This window comes from Bacillus sp. CH_70 (assembly GCF_038007045.1).
In the GTDB taxonomy this organism is placed as follows: Bacteria; Bacillota; Bacilli; order Bacillales; family Bacillaceae_G; genus Bacillus_A; species Bacillus_A cereus.
In genome coordinates, this window is the sequence record NZ_JBBOWL010000001.1 from 4,285,600 (window position 1) to 4,304,874 (window position 19,275).

Genomic DNA, 19,275 nt, shown 5'->3' on the forward strand with positions numbered 1-19,275 from the left:
AGAAGCGAGTGAAAACACTCACTTCCTTATTTCGCCTTTACCCTTGAAACGGGAATATAAATAATTTGCCCCGTATTTAAAAATATATCTTCTGTTTGATTGACACGGCACACATTTTGCACAGACGTTTCATAACGTTCTGCAATAGATTCAATTGTATCCCCTTCTTGCACGAAATACATTCTTAACTTTGTAAATTCTTCTTCCGGTTCTTTCGTAAATAGTTTTGTTAAATAAAGCGCATTTTCATCTCGCTGTGAGTACTCTTCTTCTTGTTCTTCCTGCTTTTTCGCTTTTTCTTTCTTGAAATCTTTTCGCCCAAACAATTCAAATTGCGGCGTTGTTTCTTGCTCCTCTTCACGCTCCACAAATTCATGTTCCTCTATCTTCTCTTCTTCTAATTCCTGCTCTTTTCTTTCCTCTAATTGGAACGGTTCAAATGCGTAATCTTCCCACTCATCTGATTCCTTATATGCTGGTTCTTCTACATGCGGCGCCGGTCTATTTTCATCCTCTTGCGCTGAATCTTCTTCTAACTCAGCATACACCGTTTCTTCCTCTTCAGCTTCATCCTCGTTTCTCTCTTCATCACACAAACCGGTAATAGATATATCCGCTAATAATTGTAAGCAACCATTTTCCTTTAATTCATAATCAAATTCCTCAATTGATACATATAGCTCTTCAATTACTTTCACTCGATTTCTCGGAATTGATATTTCAAGCGGAAAGGAATGAACAAGTTCATTAACCCCATCTTCCCTTGTTTCTACATAATCAATTGACTTTGCTGGCGATAGTTCTCTTAATGAATACGCCGAATCATCTTTTCGTGCAACATACTCTCCCGTTAAATCTAATTGCCCTCTCACGATTACTTCATGATCAAGCTCTTCTATCTCAACGTCTGGATCTAACGAAATTGACAAAAGTTCATCGACTTCCTGTCCCTTTTGGAACCAAACAGATTCTTTTAATGAAAATCGTAACGAATGATCTGCAGCCACTTCTTTTCCCCCTCCCAAACTATATGTCATTACAGATTTATGTAGGGAAAGCTTACTTTATGAATAAAAAAAAATCGCTCCCCTTATGGAGAGCGATTTTTCTCTAATACATTATTTTAATTTTGACATTGCAATTTCAGCTGCTGCAATCGTCGCCTCAATATCTGCGTCACTATGTGCTGTCGATAAGAATAAACCTTCGAATTGAGATGGCGGTAAGAATACACCTTGTTCTACCATTTCACGATAGTAAGCCGCAAAGAATTCTAAGTTTGAAGATTTTGCTGCATCGTAATTAATAACGGGCTCATCTGTAAAGAAAATACCAATCATAGAACCTGCACGGTTAATATGATGTGGAATGCCATGTTTTTCAGCTGCTTTACGTAATCCTGCTTCTAACATTTCAGCTTTACGCTCAAATTCTACATATGATTCTGGCGTTAACTGTACTAACGTTTCATAACCTGCTGCCATTGCAAGTGGATTACCTGATAAAGTACCAGCTTGGTAAATCGGTCCGCTTGGTGCAACTTGGCGCATAATTTCTGCTTTACCACCGTATGCTCCTACTGGTAAACCACCACCGATTACTTTACCTAAGCATGTTAAATCAGGTGTTACGCCATAATAACCTTGGCCACAATTATAAGCTACTCGGAACCCTGTCATTACTTCATCAAAAATAAGCAATGCACCGTTTTGTTCTGTTACTTCACGAAGACCTTCTAAAAATCCAGGCTGCGGAGGAACAACCCCCATATTTCCTGCTACTGGTTCTACAATTACACAAGCAATATCATCACCGAATTGTTCAAACGCGTATTTTACGCTTTCTAAATCGTTATAAGCTACTGTAATCGTATTTTTCGCTACACCTTCTGGTACACCAGGACTATCTGGTAAACCTAAAGTCGCCACACCAGAACCAGCTTTAATTAATAGCGAATCACCATGACCGTGGTAACAACCAATAAATTTCAAGATTTTATTACGACCTGTATAACCACGAGCTAAACGTAGTGCACTCATTGTTGCTTCCGTTCCAGAGTTAACCATACGCACAATCTCAATTGATGGCACGCGCTCAATAACAAGTTTTGCTAATTTATTTTCAATTTCTGTTGGTGCACCGAAGCTTGTACCTCTTTCAGCAACAGATTTTAACGCTTCTACAACACGATCATTTGCATGACCATGAATTAAAGGCCCCCATGATAATACGTAGTCGATGTATTCATTCCCATCAATATCATATACTTTAGAGCCTCTTCCACGCTCCATAAACAACGGATTCATCCCAACAGATTTAAAAGCACGAACCGGGCTATTTACGCCACCAGGCATTAAGTCTTGTGCCTCTTCAAACGCCGCAATCGATTTATCAAACTTTTTCATTATTTAGCGCCTCCTTCTTGTAACCATTTTGCTGCATCTTTCGCATGATACGTAATAATTAAGTCTGCTCCTGCACGTTTCATACTAATTAATTTTTCAAGAACAACTTCTTTTTCATTAATCCAGCCATTTTGCGCTGCCGCTTTAATCATCGAATATTCACCACTTACATTATAAGCGACAACTGGTAAATTAAAGTTATTTTTCACATCACGAACGATATCTAAGTAAGAAAGAGCTGGTTTTACGATTAAGAAATCTGCACCTTCCATTACATCTGATTCTGCTTCACGGAACGCTTCCATACGGTTTGCCGGATCCATTTGATATGTTTTACGGTCACCAAATTGCGGTGCACCGTGCGCAGCATCACGGAATGGTCCATAAAATGCTGATGAATATTTCACAGCGTACGACATAACTGGCACGTGTCCAAAACCACTTTCGTCTAATGCATGGCGAATTGCTGTTACGAAGCCGTCCATCATGTTTGATGGCGCAATAATGTCCGCTCCTGCTTTCGCTTGACTTACAGCTGTTTTCGCAAGAACTGAAAGAGACTCGTCATTTAAAATAATACCATCTTCAATTACACCGCAATGACCATGGCTTGTAAATTGACATAAACATGTGTCTGCGACTACTACTAGCTCAGGGAAATCACCTTTAATTTGCTGAATAGCACGTTGTACAATTCCATGATCACAATATGCTGATGATCCAACTTCATCCTTTTCAGCAGGTAAACCAAATACAATAACAGAACGAATACCTAAATCAACAACTTCTTGCATTTCAGCTTGCAATAAATCTAAAGAAATTTGATATACGCCTGGCATAGAAGGAACTTCATTACGAACATTTTCACCTTCTAATACAAAAATAGGGTAAATAAAATCTTCCGTATGTAAAAACGTTTCACGCACAAGCGCACGCATGCCCTCGCTTTGTCTTAAACGACGATGACGATTAAATTGTAAAGAGTTCATAGATTTCTATCCCCATTCTTTCATTTTATAGATTCACAAACACATTGTAGTAATGCTTCTACAGTGTACTCTTTCGGCACAATAACAGACGGAAAATAACGACTTGCCTCTTTTTCCGTAATAGGTCCTATACAAGCAATTGTACATTTTTTTGTCCATTCTCTCCAGTTTGCACCCTCAAGTAAACGAACAAAACTAGTAACAGTTGAAGGACTCGTAAATGTAATAATGTCTACTTCTCCTAACTTCAACGCTGCTATAAGCTCTTGCTTTTTTTCTACATTCACTTTCGTACCGTATACGATCAACTCATCTAGAGAAACACCAATTTCACGCAGTTTAACTGGTATTACATCTCTTGCTAAATTGCCTTTTGGAAATAAAATACGTTCGTTTCCATTTAATTCTTTTAGAAACTCTTCGGCAAATGCTTCTGCAACAAATGAATTCGGGACAAAATGAACTTGATAGCCCCTTTTTTCTAACTCTAATTTTGTTTTCACACCTACCGCAGCGATTTTAATGGTTAGTGGTAGTTTCTTTTTTAAACTATCTAGAAAAAAAGCTACACCATTTCTGCTCGTAAAAATAACCCAGTCGTATGAATGTAGCTGCTCTTCAATATGTTGAATTTGCCTATGAGACATACCTTCCATACGCAAAAGCGGAATTTCCAATGGAATTCCGCTCTTTTCTTTCACTGCTACACTCATTTGTTTCGCTTGATGCTGGGCACGTGTAATCAATACCGTTTTTCCAGCGAGAGCGTTCATATTTATTGTTGCTCCTTATTTGCAGCAAGAATGAGTTCTTTGGCGCCTTGTTTAATTAAACGGTCCGCGGCCTCTAATCCTACTTCTTCAGGATTAGTACCCACTACTGTCTCTTTTAATAAAACAGAGCCATCCATAGAGCCGACAAGAGCTGTTAATTCGATTGCATCGTTTTCTGTAAGGGTTGCATATCCAGCGATTGGAACTTGGCATCCACCTTCAAGTTTATGAAGAAATACTCGCTCCGCTGCCACTGTTCTTTCTGTTATCGCATCATTAATATGCGCTAACAATTGCAATAAATCCTTATCATCCTCACGACATTCAATCGCTAATGCACCTTGTCCTACAGCAGGTACACATAACGTTTCATCTAAATGTTCTGTAATAACTTCATCATCCCAGCCCATTCTTTGTAATCCAGCTGTCGCTAAAATAATCGCATCGTAATCTTCTTCTTTTAATTTACGTAAACGTGTATCGATATTCCCGCGAATCCACTTCACTTGTAAATCTGGTCTCGCAGCGAGTAGCTGTGCACTACGTCTTAAACTACTCGTACCTAAAATAGCACCTTCCGCTAACTCTTTAAACGATGCTCCATTTTTTGAGATAAAAGCATCCCGAGGGTCAACACGCTTTGGTGTACAGCCAATCATTAAACCTTCTGGAAGTACGGCCGGCATATCTTTCATACTATGTACAGCCATATCGATTTCTTTCGTAAGTAACGCATGCTCAATTTCTTTAACGAACAAGCCTTTTCCGCCTACTTTTGAAAGAGTAACATCTAAAATAACATCACCTTTTGTGACAATTTCTTTCACTTCAAATTCATATGGTAGACCTAGCGCTTTTAACTGATCAATAAACCAGTTTGTTTGCGTTAATGCTAGTTTACTCTTTCGTGACCCTACAATAATTTTGCGCATAATTCTCTCTCCTCATTATAAATACCAAAAGTGGAAATTGGATAAACTGCTTAATAGAAAAATGTTTACTAGCATTACGAGAAACGATCCGATATTCCACTGTACAATTTTCTTACCTTGCAACACATCTGCCGCTCGTAAATATAAACCTGTGCAATACACAAATAGAACGACAAAAGATCCGATTACTTTCGTATCATACCAATGGAAATTGTCCAATTTTGTATATCCCCATATACACCCCAATAAAATTGCTAGTAAGAAAAATGGAACAGAAAATAAATTTAATCCGTAAGACGTAGATTCAAGCTTCGGTAAATTCCCTAACCTTCTTAATCTCGCATTCCACTTTTTCTTTTTTAATAGGCGATATTGCAGTAAATACATAATAGAAAAAATAAACGATACCGTAAACGTTGCATAAGAAATAATCGCCATTCCAACATGCACGTATACAAGTTCTGAAACTAATTGCTCTGCAAGTACTGGCGACATCTTTCCGAGCGGTGTAAAAATAGAAAAAGCGCTTACGCCAAATGCAACAACATTTGTAAAGAAGACTAAAAAGTCAACGCGCATAAATCGATTTATGACTAACGACATCGTAATCAATAACCAAACATAAAAATAAATCCCTGATAATAAAGTTAAAATGGGATTCGTTTCTGAATCTGTCGCCCTAAGCAACATAAAAATAGACTGCAATACCCATACAATCGAAAGTAACCAAAAAGCAAATCGGTTCGCCTTTCGGTTACTTTGGAAATAATCTATAAAATATAAACTAATGCTACAAGCATATAAAATAATTGCAATATGATAAATAATACTGTTATTTAAAAAACTCATCCGATCATCCTTCCAAATTATAAAGATGGAACGGATGGTGTCCACACTCTTTTATGTTCTACTTCTTCCGCACGACTCTCTACTTCTTCCGTTTCTAAATCAAAAATCTTTGCAAATAACGCTAGTTTTTCGCTCGCTCCCTCTTCAGCAGCTATTTCTTTTGCTACTAAAATTGGGTCTTTTAATAATTGATTAATAATACTTTTCGTATGCTTACTAATAACTTTTTTCTCACGATCACTAAGGTTTGGTATTTTTCGCTCTAGGCTTACCATCGTTTCACTTTGGATTGCAAGTGCCTTATCACGAAGAGCTGCTATTAACGGAACAACACCAAGTGTACTTAACCACGTTTTAAATAGAACAATTTCCTCTTCAATCATAAATTGAATTTTCTCCGCTTCTTTCAAACGCTCAGCACGATTTGCTTCCACTACTCCTTGCAGATCATCAATGTCATATAAGAAAGAACCTTCTAACTCATCAATCGCTGGATCAATATCACGTGGTACTGCAATATCAACCATAAATAAAGGACGACCAGAGCGCATTTTCTCTACCTTTGTCATCATCTCTTTCGTAATGACATACTCTGATGCACCAGTTGAACTAATTAAAATATCTGCTTCTAATAATGCACATTGTAATTCGCTTAACGATTTTGCATGTCCCATATATTTCTCAGCCATTACTTCTGCTTTCGAAAGCGTCCTATTCATAACTGTTACTTTACGAGCACCACTTCCATATAAGTTTTGCAATGCAAGTTCGCCCATTTTACCAGCACCAAGAATAAGCACATGACAATCTGTTAACTCGCCAAATATTTTCTTTCCAAGCTCAACAGCAGCATAACTAACAGACATCGCACTTTCACCAATTGTTGTTTCTGAGTGGGCACGTTTTGCTAATGTAATGACTTGCTTAAACAATTCATTAAAAATTGTGCCTGTTGCTTTAACTTGTTGTGCTTCTAAAAAGCTATCTTTTATTTGGCCTAAAATCTGTGTTTCTCCCACTACCATAGAATCTAAACCGCACGTTACGCGGAATAAATGGTCTATTGCACCATCTTGTTCAAAAATAGTTAAATATGGTGCGACTTCTTCTATTTCAAGCTGAAACCAATTAGCTAAAAATTTCTTAATATAATACCGTCCCGTGTGTAATTGATCTACAACAGCATAAATCTCAGTGCGATTACAAGTTGATACAATGACATTCTCTAACACGCTCTTTTGATTTTGTAATGTAGTCATCGCTCGCTCTAGCTCTGCTGCCTGAAATGTGAGTTTCTCACGAAATTCTACAGGGGCTGTTCGATAATTTACACTAACAACAAGAATATGCACGCAGCATGTCCCCCTTCACCCGTTTTATCACTTTATCTACTATCATAATACAACTTTCCTCTTATGAATCTGACAATCGTGTGAACAACCGATTATTTTTTAATTATTCTCCGTATGTAGTAAAGGAGATTCAGCAAACTAATAAAAAAACTTCTACTTTATAATGATTATAAATTAATAACTCTATTTGTACGTTACCAAAAAAAGTCCTCATAATCAAGTGATGGAAACTATTCCATATAAATTATAACATCATCTTTCCTATCTTCTTTCATCATGAAGGAAAATATGTATGATTGTTCCAAAATGTAGCAGACACTTTCTCAATACAATGTATTTGACATTTTATTTCTTTTTCGTTATATTGATTTTACAAAATTAAATTGTGCACAACTTAATAAGAAGGGAGTTATGTATGACAGAGGACTCTTTGCATCTAGATAACCAACTTTGTTTTTCTATTTATGCCTGTTCTAGAGAGGTTACTCGTTTTTATCGACCTTATTTAGAAGAGATGGGTATTACGTATCCCCAGTACATTACTTTACTCGTACTATGGGAGCAAGATGGACTAACAGTAAAAGAAATTGGAGAACGTCTATTTTTAGATTCCGGTACGTTAACACCTATGTTAAAACGAATGGAATCATTAACACTTGTAAAACGTGTTCGTTCCAAAGAAGACGAGCGAAAAGTTTGTATTGAATTAACAGAACAAGGCAAAGATTTAAAGGAAAAGGCTTGTTCATTACCGACAACGATGGCTACAAACTTAGGAATTACAGAGCAAGAATATCGCTCTTTATTAATTCAACTAAATAAACTAATTGAAACAATGAAAACAATTAATGATGGAAAAGGGGAATAAATGTGGATAAATTATATACTGCTTCAGTAACAGCAACAGGTGGAAGAAATGGGAAAGTAGTTTCAGATGATGGCATATTAAATCTTGATGTGAAAATGCCGAAAGCACTAGGTGGTGCAGGTGGAGAAGCAACAAATCCAGAACAACTATTTGCAGCTGGTTATGCAGCTTGTTTCGATAGTGCATTACAACTTGTCATTCGTACAAAACGTATGAAAGTAGAAAGTACAGAAGTAACCGCTCACGTTTCTATCGGAAAAGATACAGATGGTGGTTTTGGCCTATCTGCCGTGCTTGATGTACATGTCGCTGGCGTTTCACATAGCGAAGCACAAGAACTTGTAGAAGCGGCTCACGGTGTATGTCCTTACTCTAAAGCAACACGAGGTAATATTGAAGTTACATTAAACGTACGTTAACAGCTTATATAAAGAAAAAAACGCGCGACATTCGTCACGCGTTTTTTGTTTTTGTCATTTTATGAATTGCCTTCCACGCTTCTTCTTTTCCAAGTCCTGTTTCAGAAGAGAATAGAACGATTTCATCGCCAATTTCAACAGCAAGCGTTTCTTTTACAACTTTTAAATGCTTTTGCCATTTCCCTTTCGGGATTTTATCAGCTTTCGTCGCAATAATAATTGTTGGGATTTCATAATGCTTTAAGAAATCATACATCATCACGTCATCACTTGTCGGTTGGTGACGTAAATCAACTACTAATACAGCTGCGTCTAATTGCTTACGCGTTGTAAAGTACGTTTCAATCATTTTCCCCCATGCCGCGCGCTCCGATTTAGACACTTTCGCATATCCATAACCTGGAACGTCAACAAAATGCATCATCTCATTGATCAAGAAAAAGTTCAGCGTTTGCGTTTTTCCTGGTTTAGAAGAAATACGCACTAACTTTTTACGATTTAAAATTTTATTAATAAAGGAAGACTTCCCGACATTTGAACGACCTGCTAATGCAATTTCTGGTAAATCACTGTCTGGATATTGTTCTGGTTTAACAGCACTAATTACAATATCTGCTTTTGTTACTTTCATTGTTTCACTCCTACTAATGCGTGCTCCAATACTTCATCTAAATGAGATGCAAGCACAAACGTAAGGTTTTCTTTTACGCTCTCTGGAATATCATCTAAATCTTTCTCGTTTTCTGCTGGCAAAATAATTTTTGTTAAGCCTGCGCGGTGAGCACTTAATGTTTTTTCTTTTAAGCCACCAATTGGTAATACACGACCACGAAGTGTAATTTCACCTGTCATACCTACTTCTTTACTTACAGGAATACCTGTTAGTGCAGAAATAAGTGCCGTTGCCATCGTAATACCTGCTGACGGTCCATCTTTCGGAACTGCTCCTTCTGGAACATGAATATGAATATCATTTTTCTCATGGAAATTCGGATCAATCTGAAGCTCTTCTGCACGAGAACGTATATAACTAAACGCAGCTTGTGCTGATTCTTTCATAACATCCCCAAGTTTCCCTGTTAAAATTAGTTTCCCTTTTCCTGGCGCTACAGAAACTTCAATTGCAAGTGTATCGCCGCCTGCTGCTGTGTAAGCTAGACCTGTTGCCATACCAACTTGGTCTGTTTTTTCAGCTTGCCCATAACGGAATATGTGTTTACCAAGTAAATCAACAATCTTTTTCTCTGTCACAACGATACGTTTACGTTCTGCTGTAACGATAATTTTCGCTACTTTACGGCAAACTTTTGCAATTTGGCGTTCTAGCGTACGAACACCAGCCTCACGTGTATAATAACGAATAATCTCAAGAAGCGCTTCATCACGTACTTGTAAATTACCTTTTCGTAAGCCATGCTCTTTTAATTGTTTCGGCAATAAATGCTCACGAGCAATGTGTACTTTTTCAAGTTCTGTATAGCCAGCAATCGAAATGATTTCCATACGGTCAAGTAACGGACCTGGAATACTTGAAAGTGTATTAGCAGTTGCTACAAACATAACTTTCGATAGATCATATGGTTCTTCAATGTAATGATCACTGAAGTTATGGTTTTGTTCTGGATCTAATACTTCAAGTAATGCTGCTGATGGATCTCCACGGAAATCGTTAGACATTTTATCAATCTCATCTAATAAGAAGACTGGATTAACTGTTTTCGCCTTTTTCATACCTTGAATAATGCGTCCTGGCATTGCTCCAACATATGTACGGCGGTGACCACGAATTTCAGATTCATCACGCACACCACCAAGAGATACACGGACAAAGTTACGATTCAATGATGTTGCAATTGAACGCGCTAACGAAGTTTTTCCGACCCCAGGAGGGCCTACTAAACAAAGGATAGGTCCTTTTAATGAATTCGTTAACTTCTGTACAGCTAAATATTCAAGTACACGCTCTTTCACTTTTTCAAGACCGTAATGATCGTTATTTAAAATCTCTTCCGAATGAGCAAGATCAATTATATCTTCTGTTGCCTCTGTCCACGGAAGCGCTAATAACCAATCAATATAATTGCGAATAACACCACTCTCCGCAGAACTTGCTGGTAACTTTTCATAACGATCTAATTCTTTCAGCGCAGCCTTCATTGTTTCTTCAGGCATTCCTGACTGTTCAATTTTTTCACGAAGTTCTTCTACTTCTCCGCCCTTACCTTCTTTGTCGCCAAGTTCAGTTTGAATCGCCTTCATTTGCTCACGTAAGAAATATTCTTTTTGCGTGCGCTCCATTGAACGTTTCACTTGTTGCCCAATTTTCTTTTCTAGGCTAAGTAACTCTTGTTCATCTTGAATAATTGAAATAAGTGTATGTAATCGTTCTTTTACAGATACAATCTCTAGAATCTCTTGTTTCTGCTTCGTTTTAATCGGCAAGTGAGAAGCAATTAAATCAGCTAATCTCCCTGGTTCCTCTACATCAGCTACCGTTGCAAATGTTTCATTTGAAACTTTTTTCGAAACTTTAATATATTGTTCGAAATGCTCCAGTAACGTACGCATAAGAGCTTTCTCTTCTAAATCATCTTCTACTTCTTCAGTTACCGTTTTAATAGACACTTGTACTACATTTTCTTCTTCGATAAACTCTATTACTTCTGCTCTATGTAAACCTTCCACAAGGACACGAAGCGTACCGTTCGGCAATTTTAGCATTTGCTTTACTTTCGCCACTGTACCTACACTATATATGTCATCTTCTTTCGGATCATCGATATTCATTTCTTTTTGCATTGCTAAAAAGATGATATTTTCATCCATTGCCGCCTGCTCTAGTGCTTGTATCGATTTATCACGTCCTACATCAAGATGCAAAACCATCGTTGGATATACGAGAACGCCTCTTAATGGTAGGAGGGGCACGATTCTTTCGTTCGTATTCATACTAGACATAGCACCTCCATAATAAATTAAACTCCTGTTCAACTATTTTATATTACAATACACCTAGATGCAATTGCTGAGATTCCTCGCAATTGTAAATAGCTTGTTTTTCTACCTCACGAAAAGAAAAAAGACTCCGATTAAGCATACAAACTTAAACGAAGTCTGGCAAATTTTATTATTGTTTATTTTTACATAGATTGTGCATCTGTTTCGTCTACGTTAGTATGTACATCTAGCTCTCTATGCATATTTTCTTGCATAAACGTTAACTCAAATACTTCTTTTAATTTACGGACAGGAATAATTTCGATTCCCTTTATCGTATACAAAAATGGTTGCATATTTTCAGCAGGAATAATGACTTTCTTAGCTCCCGCTTTTTTCGCAGCTTTTATTTTTGCGTACACGCCACCAATAGGCTTTACTTCTCCGTGTATACTTATTTCACCTGTCATCGCTACTTCATTATTTACATATGTGCGATGCACCGCAGAATATACACCTGTTGCCATAGCGATTCCTGCAGAAGGTCCATCAATTGGGATACCACCTGGAAAATTAATATGTATATCGTATCCTTCTGGCAACACATCTAAAGAACGAAGTACTGTTAATACATTATCAACAGAGCCTTTTGCCATACTTTTACGGCGAATCGATTTCGTTTGACTACCAATACTTTCTTCTTCTACAATTCCGGTAACATTTACCGACCCTTTATCTTTCGCCGGAATTGCTGTTACTTCAATTTCTAATAACGCACCTGTATTTGGTCCGTATACAGCAAGACCATTTACAAGACCAATCCTTGGAATCGGATAAATGTGCTTTTCGTATTTCGGCGTAAGCTGACTTGAGTGAACAACCCACTCTATATCTTCATCTTTAATGAAAGAACGTTCTTCATTTATCGCCATACCAGCAGAAATTTGTACGAGATTAATCGCCTCTCGTCCATTTCTTGCATACATCCCAATCATTTCAATACCATTTTCACCTATTTGCATTTCCACTTTTTCCGCGGCGTTTTTCGCTACTTTTTGAATCTCTTCCGTATCTAATTCACGGAAAAATACTTCTAAGCAACGTGACCGAATAGCAGGAGGAATTTCCTCTGGCGAACGTGTCGTTGCTCCAACTAAGCGAAAATCTGCCGGTAAGCCTTTTTGGAAAATATCATGTATATATGTTGGGATCATCGTATTTTCTTCACTATAGTACGCACTTTCTAAAAATACTTTTCGATCTTCTAACACCTTTAACATTTTGTTCATTTGAATCGGATGGAGTTCGCCAATCTCATCAATAAACAAAATACCACCATGCGCATCTGTTACAGCACCTTTTTTCGGTTGCGGAATACCTGCTTGCCCCATCGCCCCAGCACCTTGATAAATCGGATCATGCACCGAACCAATTAAAGGGTCTGCGATACCACGTTCATCAAACCGAGCTGTCGTCGCATCAAGTTCAATAAATGTTGCATTCGTACGAAATGGAGATTTAGGATTTCGTTTCGCTTCTTCTAATACAAGACGTGCTGCCGCTGTTTTCCCAACACCTGGCGGGCCATATATGATTACATGTTGCGGATTCGGACCACAAAGAGCCGCTTTTAAGGACTTAATCCCGTCCTCTTGCCCTACAATATCTAAAAAGGTTGTAGGACGCACCTTTTCTGCTAGCGGCTCTGTTAAAGAAATCTCACGCATTTTACGAAGCTGTTCTAATTCTTTTTTCGATTCTCGATCAATTGAAACTTTTTGTGTTCGTTGATTTCGAAGTAAATGCCAGAAATATAATCCGACAATTACACCAAAAACAAGTTGAACAACTAAAAATATATTTGTCCAGCTCATTATTTATTTCCTCCCGCAATATTTTATCTCTTAGTATTTCCGCGGAGGAACGTAGCTAAACATAAAGAAAAACAGCAATTATAAAAATTGCTGTTTCCCTTTCGCATTATGCAGATGTTTTTGTATCAAGTACAGTACCGTCTTGTAACACCAATTTTGGCGGTTCATTATCAGCTACTGTTTCTTTTGTAAGAATACACTTCTCGATATCTTTACGAGATGGAAGTTCGAACATTACATCAAGCATTAAGCCTTCAATAATAGAACGAAGTCCACGAGCACCCGTTTTACGTTCAATTGCTTTTTTCGCAATTTCGATCAGTGCACCTTCTTCAAACTCTAACTCAACATCGTCAAGCTCCAATAGTTTTTGGAATTGCTTAACAAGTGCATTTTTCGGTTTCGTTAAAATATCAACAAGAGCATCTTCATCAAGTGGCTCTAGGTTCGCAATAACTGGAAGACGACCGATAAACTCTGGAATTAAACCAAATCTTAAAAGATCCTCTGGTAATACGTGAGATAAAACATGCTTCTCATTTACATCAGCATTTTTCTTCTCAGAACCAAATCCAATTACTTTCTCACCAAGGCGACGTTTAATAATCGGCTCAATGCCATCAAACGCTCCACCACAAATGAATAAGATGTTCGTTGTATCAATTTGAATAAACTCTTGGTGCGGATGCTTACGACCACCTTGAGGTGGAACGCTTGCTACAGTACCTTCTAAAATTTTCAGAAGTGCCTGCTGCACACCTTCACCAGATACATCACGTGTAATTGATGGATTTTCGGACTTACGTGCCACTTTATCAATCTCATCAATATAAATGATTCCTTTTTCCGCTTTCTCTACATCATAATCAGCTGCTTGAATTAATTTTAGTAAGATATTTTCTACATCTTCCCCAACATATCCAGCTTCTGTTAAAGATGTTGCGTCCGCGATTGCAAATGGAACATTTAGAATACGCGCTAACGTTTGTGCAAGTAATGTTTTACCACTACCTGTTGGCCCGATAAGTGCGATATTACTCTTCGCTAATTCTACATCATCAATTTTGCTGTTAGAATTAATGCGTTTGTAATGGTTATATACCGCTACCGCTAGTGCTTTTTTCGCGCTATCTTGCCCGATGACATACTCATCTAAGATTTCACGAATTTCTACCGGTTTCGGTACATCTTTGAATTCTACTTCTTCGTCCTTCGCAAGCTCCTCTTGTACAATTTCAGTACAAAGTTCGATACACTCGTCACAAATGTAAACACCTGGACCTGCTACTAACTTTCGAACTTGCGTTTGTGTTTTACCACAGAAAGAACATTTTAATTGCCCTTTTTCATCATTAAATTTAAACATATTTTCACACCCCTTACAAAGTGCTAACCTCTTGCCTTCGTATGTACACGATAAATGTATCGTATGTAAATACATATTATGTCACTACGTGGCGAGAAATACAAATAATATGACTAGTTATGTACAAATAAAAAAAATTTTAAAACTTTTGAAATATGTATATTCGACTTGTAAAGGAACTTTTCCTTCTCCATCGAAAAGTTTTATAAATATATTTCTATATTTATAAAACAAGGCACGATTAAAATCGTGCCTTGTTATTTTATTATGCAGCGTTTTCTACTAAGAAGTCTACAGCTTTACGCACTTTAAGATCTTCAGCTAAAGCGTCTACGCTTCCAAGAGCTTGCTTGATAGCGTCTACTGGCATACCGTACATTTCAGCCATTTTTTCAACTTCTGCAGTTACTTCTTCTTCAGTAACTTCGATGTTTTCAGCTTCAATGATAGCTTCAAGAACAAGATTGATTCTTACACGTTTTTGTGCATCTTCTTTCATTTGCTCTTTTAATTTGTCAGCGTCAGTACCTGTGAATTGGTAGTAAAGCTCAAGGTTCATACCTTGTTGGCTTAAACGTTGCTCGAATTCACGAACCATACGATCTAACTCAGTGTTGATCATAGCTTCTGGAATTTCGATTTCAGCGTTAGCAGCAGCTAATTCTACTACTTCGTCACGTACTTTGTGCTCAGCTTCGTGCTTTTTGCCTTCTTCTAAGTTTGTGCGAAGTTTTGCTTTTAATTCATCAAGAGTTGCAACCGCTTCGTCTGCTTCTTTAGCGAACTCGTCGTTTAACTCAGGAAGTTCTTTTGTTTTGATTTCGTGAATTGTTACTTTGAATGTTGCTGGTTTGCCAGCTAATTCAGCAGCATGGTACTCTTCTGGGAATGATACTTCAACGTCTTTAGACTCACCAGATTTAAGACCGATTACTTGCTCTTCGAAACCTGGGATGAATGTACCAGAACCGATTGCTAGAGAGTAGTTTTCGCCTTTTCCGCCTTCAAATGCTTCGCCATCAACGAAACCTTCGAAGTCGATTACAGCTGTATCACCGTTTTCAACAGTTCCTTCTTCTTTAACAACTAGTTCAGCTTGACGCTCTTGTAAAGATTTTAATTCGTTCTCTACATCTTCGTCAGTTACAGTTGTTTCAACTTTTTCTACTGCTAAACCTTTGTACTCACCTAATTTAACTTCAGGTTTCACTGTAACTTTTGCAGTGAAGATAAGGTTAGCATTTTTTTCGAACTTCTCGATGTCGATTTCAGGATGATCAACTGGGAAGATACCAGCTTCTTCGATCGCTTCACCGTATGCTTTTGGTAAAATGATATCTAAAGCATCTTGGTATAAAGATTCAATACCAAAGCGTTGTTCGAATAATGGACGAGGCATTTTTCCTTTACGGAAACCTGGTACGTTAATTGTTTTTACTACTTTTTTGAACGCAGCGTCGATAGAGTTGTTTACTTCTTTAGCATCAACTTCGATTGTTAAAACGCCAACGTTACCTTCTAATTTTTCCCATTTTGTAGACATTTATTCTTTCCCTCCAACTATAATAATGTATGCACATACCTCTATAGATTAAGATCTTCATTATCTCTTTTTTGAAATAACAAATAAACAAATAATCCTCTAGCAAAAGCTTTCAGATATAATGTTCCAATCTACTAATTGCCCAGAAGACAACTACGGTATATTTTGTTCGAGAATAATATGAAACATATTAAGTAAGAGAATTACACTTCTCTTCTCTTACAAACAGGCAGATTTCTGCCTTTTGCAACCCTTACATTATAACATAGAATATGCTCGTTTCAAGAACTGAACGATTCTTTTTCATAATTATACGGGCAAATATCCTTCTCTTTCAACACGTAATAACCATTGATAGGCAATATGAAACTCTTCCAATTCGATATTATATGCTGCCATAAGCTCTTCTTCATCTATAGCCAATCCGAAACGCTTTCTTCCAATTCTCTCTAAAACAGCTGACCAAATCTCTTCTTTATCCATTAATAGAGCGAATGGGAAAACGCTAATTTGCAACTCTTTCCAATATGTAACCATTGCTTCAAATATATCGGGATAATTTTGCTCTAATCGGCTTGATAATTTATGTATAATGTTATTGGATTGCTCCTCATTATGACCTGTAAATGCTGGAATCACCTTAATCGTATTTCCAAACTTTTCTACCTCTATTTCTTCTTCTACCTGACTTTCTATCATTTTATACAAAATAGAGGTTTTCAAATAGGGGTGCTGCTCTTCGTCTATTAAAAATTTCTTTAAAACAGGTAATGCAAGATCTAAGTCTTTTAACGAAAGTCGCTGAATCGCTCTTAGCTTCTGTCCAAAGTTTTCTCCAAAAATTTCATTAGTAAACTCATCCAATTCAAAATTTGAATCCACTAGCGATGCGTCTCCCTCATTTAGCATACCTTCTGCAAATAAAGCAAGCTGCGCTAATTTTTCCTTTTGATCAGGCATTATATCTTTCGTTTGTAAAACCTTTTCAACAGTTTCAATAACACCTTCATAATCATTTGTTTGAACTAAAATAGTTACGTACGTTTCAAGAATATCACCAAATAAGACAACTCCTGTTTTAAGCAACTGTTCACATTTGTCTTTCGCTTCTTCCATACGTTTTAATTCAAGTAAACAAATAACTGAAGCTAATTCCGTTTGTTCCGTTTCCGCATTATACTGACGTAGTATTTCAAAGCAACGCAATGCATCTTCGAATTCCCGCTCTTTCAGCGCTAAAAAACCTTCATCAATATAGCGCTCTGATAGTTGTGGAAACAATACGACCGTATTTTCTTTTTTATCCATACGTCCGCCTCTTTTTCTTGATTTTAATTATGTTCAAAGTAAATATATCAAATGCGTAATGAGAACACAACATCCCTAAACTATTTGTTTGAAATATAAAAATATTTAATTTTTACATTCCAATACGAATAAATCTCTACTAAAAATTAAAATTGTACAAATAAAAATCCCCAGCAACAAGCGCAGAGGATTCATCATTAATGGAAAGCTTTTATAATTGTGGGGTATATTACAAGGGTAATAATTTGGAGAACAATAATTGCCATAACAATCATGCTAAAATAGAAGATTGGTTTACTTCGCTTCATTAAAAACATAATAATAAGCATCGTACAAGCAAACAAACTTAAGAAGAACAAACTTGTTGTCGAACTAAGTATACCACTTGGGACAAAGAACAATAACACTACACTACAAGTACCTATAATTCCAAATAACCATTCCATTCATTCACTCATTCCCTTTCCCTCTCATGGCTGTTTTCTCTAAGCGATCAAATGTTTCACAACATCAACTACATACGTTAATTTCTCATACGCTACAAATCCAAAAGCAACCGTTAAGCCCGTTACAACTAATCCTTTCATCATTTCTTCCTCCTCGTTTTATCGTTGTTATCTTCATTATAAAAGATTAGCAATTTCTTACCATCGAACTACCTTACAGTTACCTTACAGAATTGTAAGATTTCAAAAAGAGATTGAAAAACACCTCATATCGCTTGAGGTGCTTTCACGGAATTTCTCTATAATCACTTGTAAAATCAACTTTTTTCTTTTAGTTATTTTTGGACGAATCGACTCTTAAACTAATAGATTTACTAAATAATTTAGAATCAAAATAATTATTCGTTACTTTTCTTAACTTACTTTCAGATATTTTCGTATTACAAGAAAACAACTGGTGAAAATCGTGTTAATATATTTTTGTACAATTAAGAATTTAATTTACAAGGGGGATTATATATGTTTAAAAAAATGGCGGCAGATGTATTAGGACTAAGCGATGTAGGTTCTGTCATTACACCTAAAGACTATGATAAGGTCGATGCTGATGATTATGTGATGCATGAAGATGGGGAGAAAATTTACTTTCTAATTAAATCCAAATCAGATGAATATTGCTTCACAAACAAAGGGTTAATTCACTTAGACGGTACAAGCGCAACAAGTAAAAAACGTACACTACGCCGCTTTAGTTATAGCAAATATCAAATTAAAAACGTAGCACTTGAAACTGCAGGAACAATTGATTTAGATGTAGAAATTAAGTTTCAAATGGGCGATGAACATTACTCAATTGATGTTCATAAAAAACATATTGAAGAATTAAAAGATTTATATAAGGCTTTACTTAAAATCGAAGAAATTTCATACGACAACGATATTACATTACAATATGCACATAAAAGTTTAGATATGGCATCTAATGCCTTTAGCCGTATTTCAAACGCACAAGTAAACTTAGCAGAGCAATTTAAAGAAATGAACGAGATTGCCTTTAACTGGCTTGTTGATACGAAGAAACAATATAATGTGAAAGATTATGGTTTTGTATTTGAGAAGTTTATTAATAATTAAACAAAAAACCTTGTTATCAAAAGATAACAAGGTTTTTTTAGCGTCCTAGGAGAGATGAGAACTCCCACTCCGGCCATTTC

General features: G+C 36.7%; 17 protein-coding genes. 3 read left to right on the forward strand and 14 right to left on the reverse strand.

All coding sequences use genetic code 11. From position 1 onward, the window contains the following. Positions 1-26: 26 nt before the first annotated feature. The 7 genes from spoVID to hemA form a co-directional block, all read right to left on the reverse strand. Positions 27-1,037 (reverse strand): stage VI sporulation protein D, encoded by a 1,011-nt coding sequence (gene spoVID, locus N2V79_RS21880; RefSeq protein WP_003271973.1) that lies wholly within the window; start codon positions 1,035-1,037, stop codon positions 27-29. An 81-nt stretch (positions 1,038-1,118) separates the two neighbouring features. Continuing rightward, a complete protein-coding gene (gene hemL, locus N2V79_RS21885) occupies positions 1,119-2,405 on the reverse strand; it encodes a glutamate-1-semialdehyde 2,1-aminomutase (protein ID WP_340720214.1) in 1,287 nt (428 codons plus the stop codon). After that, on the reverse strand, positions 2,405-3,394 hold the full coding sequence (gene hemB, locus N2V79_RS21890) for a porphobilinogen synthase (protein WP_197233653.1): 990 nt from the start codon (positions 3,392-3,394) through the stop codon (positions 2,405-2,407). The genes hemL and hemB overlap by 1 nt, the downstream gene beginning before the upstream one ends. A gap of 20 nt (positions 3,395-3,414) precedes the next feature. Then, positions 3,415-4,167: a uroporphyrinogen-III synthase gene (hemD, locus tag N2V79_RS21895; protein ID WP_053563601.1), complete on the reverse strand. Its 753-nt coding sequence runs from the start codon at positions 4,165-4,167 to the stop codon at positions 3,415-3,417. Positions 4,168-4,169: 2 nt separating this feature from the next. Continuing rightward, complete coding sequence (hemC, locus tag N2V79_RS21900) at positions 4,170-5,099, reverse strand: hydroxymethylbilane synthase (RefSeq protein ID WP_016080168.1); 930 nt, start codon at positions 5,097-5,099, stop codon at positions 4,170-4,172. A 15-nt stretch (positions 5,100-5,114) separates the two neighbouring features. Then, positions 5,115-5,948: a cytochrome c biogenesis protein gene (locus tag N2V79_RS21905; protein WP_000009005.1), complete on the reverse strand. Its 834-nt coding sequence runs from the start codon at positions 5,946-5,948 to the stop codon at positions 5,115-5,117. Between the two features lie 17 nt (positions 5,949-5,965). Further along, entirely contained in the window at positions 5,966-7,300 is a 1,335-nt protein-coding gene (gene hemA, locus N2V79_RS21910; protein ID WP_069356258.1) for a glutamyl-tRNA reductase, read from the reverse strand. A gap of 415 nt (positions 7,301-7,715) precedes the next feature. Here hemA and N2V79_RS21915 point away from each other — a divergent pair, with 415 nt between their 5' ends. Further along, entirely contained in the window at positions 7,716-8,168 is a 453-nt protein-coding gene (locus N2V79_RS21915; RefSeq protein ID WP_000133921.1) for a MarR family winged helix-turn-helix transcriptional regulator, read from the forward strand. Positions 8,169-8,170: 2 nt separating this feature from the next. After that, a complete protein-coding gene (locus tag N2V79_RS21920; protein WP_000359774.1) occupies positions 8,171-8,587 on the forward strand; it encodes an organic hydroperoxide resistance protein in 417 nt (138 codons plus the stop codon). Positions 8,588-8,621: 34 nt separating this feature from the next. On the opposite strand, the gene ysxC is transcribed toward N2V79_RS21920, so the two are convergent. From ysxC to N2V79_RS21955, 7 genes are all read right to left on the reverse strand, one after another. Further along, on the reverse strand, positions 8,622-9,218 hold the full coding sequence (ysxC, locus tag N2V79_RS21925) for a ribosome biogenesis GTP-binding protein YsxC (RefSeq protein WP_000869118.1): 597 nt from the start codon (positions 9,216-9,218) through the stop codon (positions 8,622-8,624). Continuing rightward, positions 9,215-11,545 (reverse strand): endopeptidase La, encoded by a 2,331-nt coding sequence (gene lon / locus N2V79_RS21930; protein WP_000097288.1) that lies wholly within the window; start codon positions 11,543-11,545, stop codon positions 9,215-9,217. The genes ysxC and lon overlap by 4 nt, the downstream gene beginning before the upstream one ends. A 182-nt stretch (positions 11,546-11,727) precedes the next feature. After that, entirely contained in the window at positions 11,728-13,398 is a 1,671-nt protein-coding gene (gene lonB, locus N2V79_RS21935; RefSeq protein ID WP_000119173.1) for an ATP-dependent protease LonB, read from the reverse strand. Positions 13,399-13,504: 106 nt separating this feature from the next. After that, positions 13,505-14,764, reverse strand: coding sequence for an ATP-dependent protease ATP-binding subunit ClpX (clpX, locus tag N2V79_RS21940; protein ID WP_000472289.1), 1,260 nt, complete (start codon positions 14,762-14,764; stop codon positions 13,505-13,507). Positions 14,765-15,029: 265 nt separating this feature from the next. Continuing rightward, positions 15,030-16,307, reverse strand: a complete 1,278-nt coding sequence (tig, locus tag N2V79_RS21945) for a trigger factor (RefSeq protein WP_000105215.1) — start codon at positions 16,305-16,307, stop codon at positions 15,030-15,032. A gap of 309 nt (positions 16,308-16,616) precedes the next feature. Continuing rightward, positions 16,617-17,615: a hypothetical protein gene (locus tag N2V79_RS21950; protein WP_000358255.1), complete on the reverse strand. Its 999-nt coding sequence runs from the start codon at positions 17,613-17,615 to the stop codon at positions 16,617-16,619. 197 nt (positions 17,616-17,812) lie between these two features. Then, positions 17,813-18,061 (reverse strand): hypothetical protein, encoded by a 249-nt coding sequence (locus tag N2V79_RS21955; RefSeq protein WP_001983650.1) that lies wholly within the window; start codon positions 18,059-18,061, stop codon positions 17,813-17,815. A gap of 519 nt (positions 18,062-18,580) precedes the next feature. Here N2V79_RS21955 and N2V79_RS21960 point away from each other — a divergent pair. Beyond that, positions 18,581-19,195 (forward strand): PH domain-containing protein, encoded by a 615-nt coding sequence (locus N2V79_RS21960; protein ID WP_000473869.1) that lies wholly within the window; start codon positions 18,581-18,583, stop codon positions 19,193-19,195. The last annotated feature ends 80 nt before the right edge of the window (positions 19,196-19,275 follow it).

Bases quoted from the DNA above. Each gene is read 5' to 3' on its own strand.
- spoVID (WP_003271973.1), bottom strand. From the start codon at position 1,037: ATGACATATAGTTTGGGAGGGGGAAAAGAAGTGGCTGCAGATCATTCG.
- hemL (WP_340720214.1), bottom strand. From the start codon at position 2,405: ATGAAAAAGTTTGATAAATCGATTGCGGCGTTTGAAGAGGCACAAGAC.
- hemB (WP_197233653.1), bottom strand. From the start codon at position 3,394: ATGAACTCTTTACAATTTAATCGTCATCGTCGTTTAAGACAAAGCGAG.
- hemD (WP_053563601.1), bottom strand. From the start codon at position 4,167: ATGAACGCTCTCGCTGGAAAAACGGTATTGATTACACGTGCCCAGCAT.
- hemC (WP_016080168.1), bottom strand. From the start codon at position 5,099: ATGCGCAAAATTATTGTAGGGTCACGAAAGAGTAAACTAGCATTAACG.
- N2V79_RS21905 (WP_000009005.1), bottom strand. From the start codon at position 5,948: ATGAGTTTTTTAAATAACAGTATTATTTATCATATTGCAATTATTTTA.
- N2V79_RS21915 (WP_000133921.1), top strand. From the start codon at position 7,716: ATGACAGAGGACTCTTTGCATCTAGATAACCAACTTTGTTTTTCTATT.
- ysxC (WP_000869118.1), bottom strand. From the start codon at position 9,218: ATGAAAGTAACAAAAGCAGATATTGTAATTAGTGCTGTTAAACCAGAA.
- lon (WP_000097288.1), bottom strand. From the start codon at position 11,545: ATGTCTAGTATGAATACGAACGAAAGAATCGTGCCCCTCCTACCATTA.
- lonB (WP_000119173.1), bottom strand. From the start codon at position 13,398: ATGAGCTGGACAAATATATTTTTAGTTGTTCAACTTGTTTTTGGTGTA.
- clpX (WP_000472289.1), bottom strand. From the start codon at position 14,764: ATGTTTAAATTTAATGATGAAAAAGGGCAATTAAAATGTTCTTTCTGT.
- tig (WP_000105215.1), bottom strand. From the start codon at position 16,307: ATGTCTACAAAATGGGAAAAATTAGAAGGTAACGTTGGCGTTTTAACA.
- N2V79_RS21950 (WP_000358255.1), bottom strand. From the start codon at position 17,615: ATGGATAAAAAAGAAAATACGGTCGTATTGTTTCCACAACTATCAGAG.
- N2V79_RS21955 (WP_001983650.1), bottom strand. From the start codon at position 18,061: ATGGAATGGTTATTTGGAATTATAGGTACTTGTAGTGTAGTGTTATTG.
- N2V79_RS21960 (WP_000473869.1), top strand. From the start codon at position 18,581: ATGTTTAAAAAAATGGCGGCAGATGTATTAGGACTAAGCGATGTAGGT.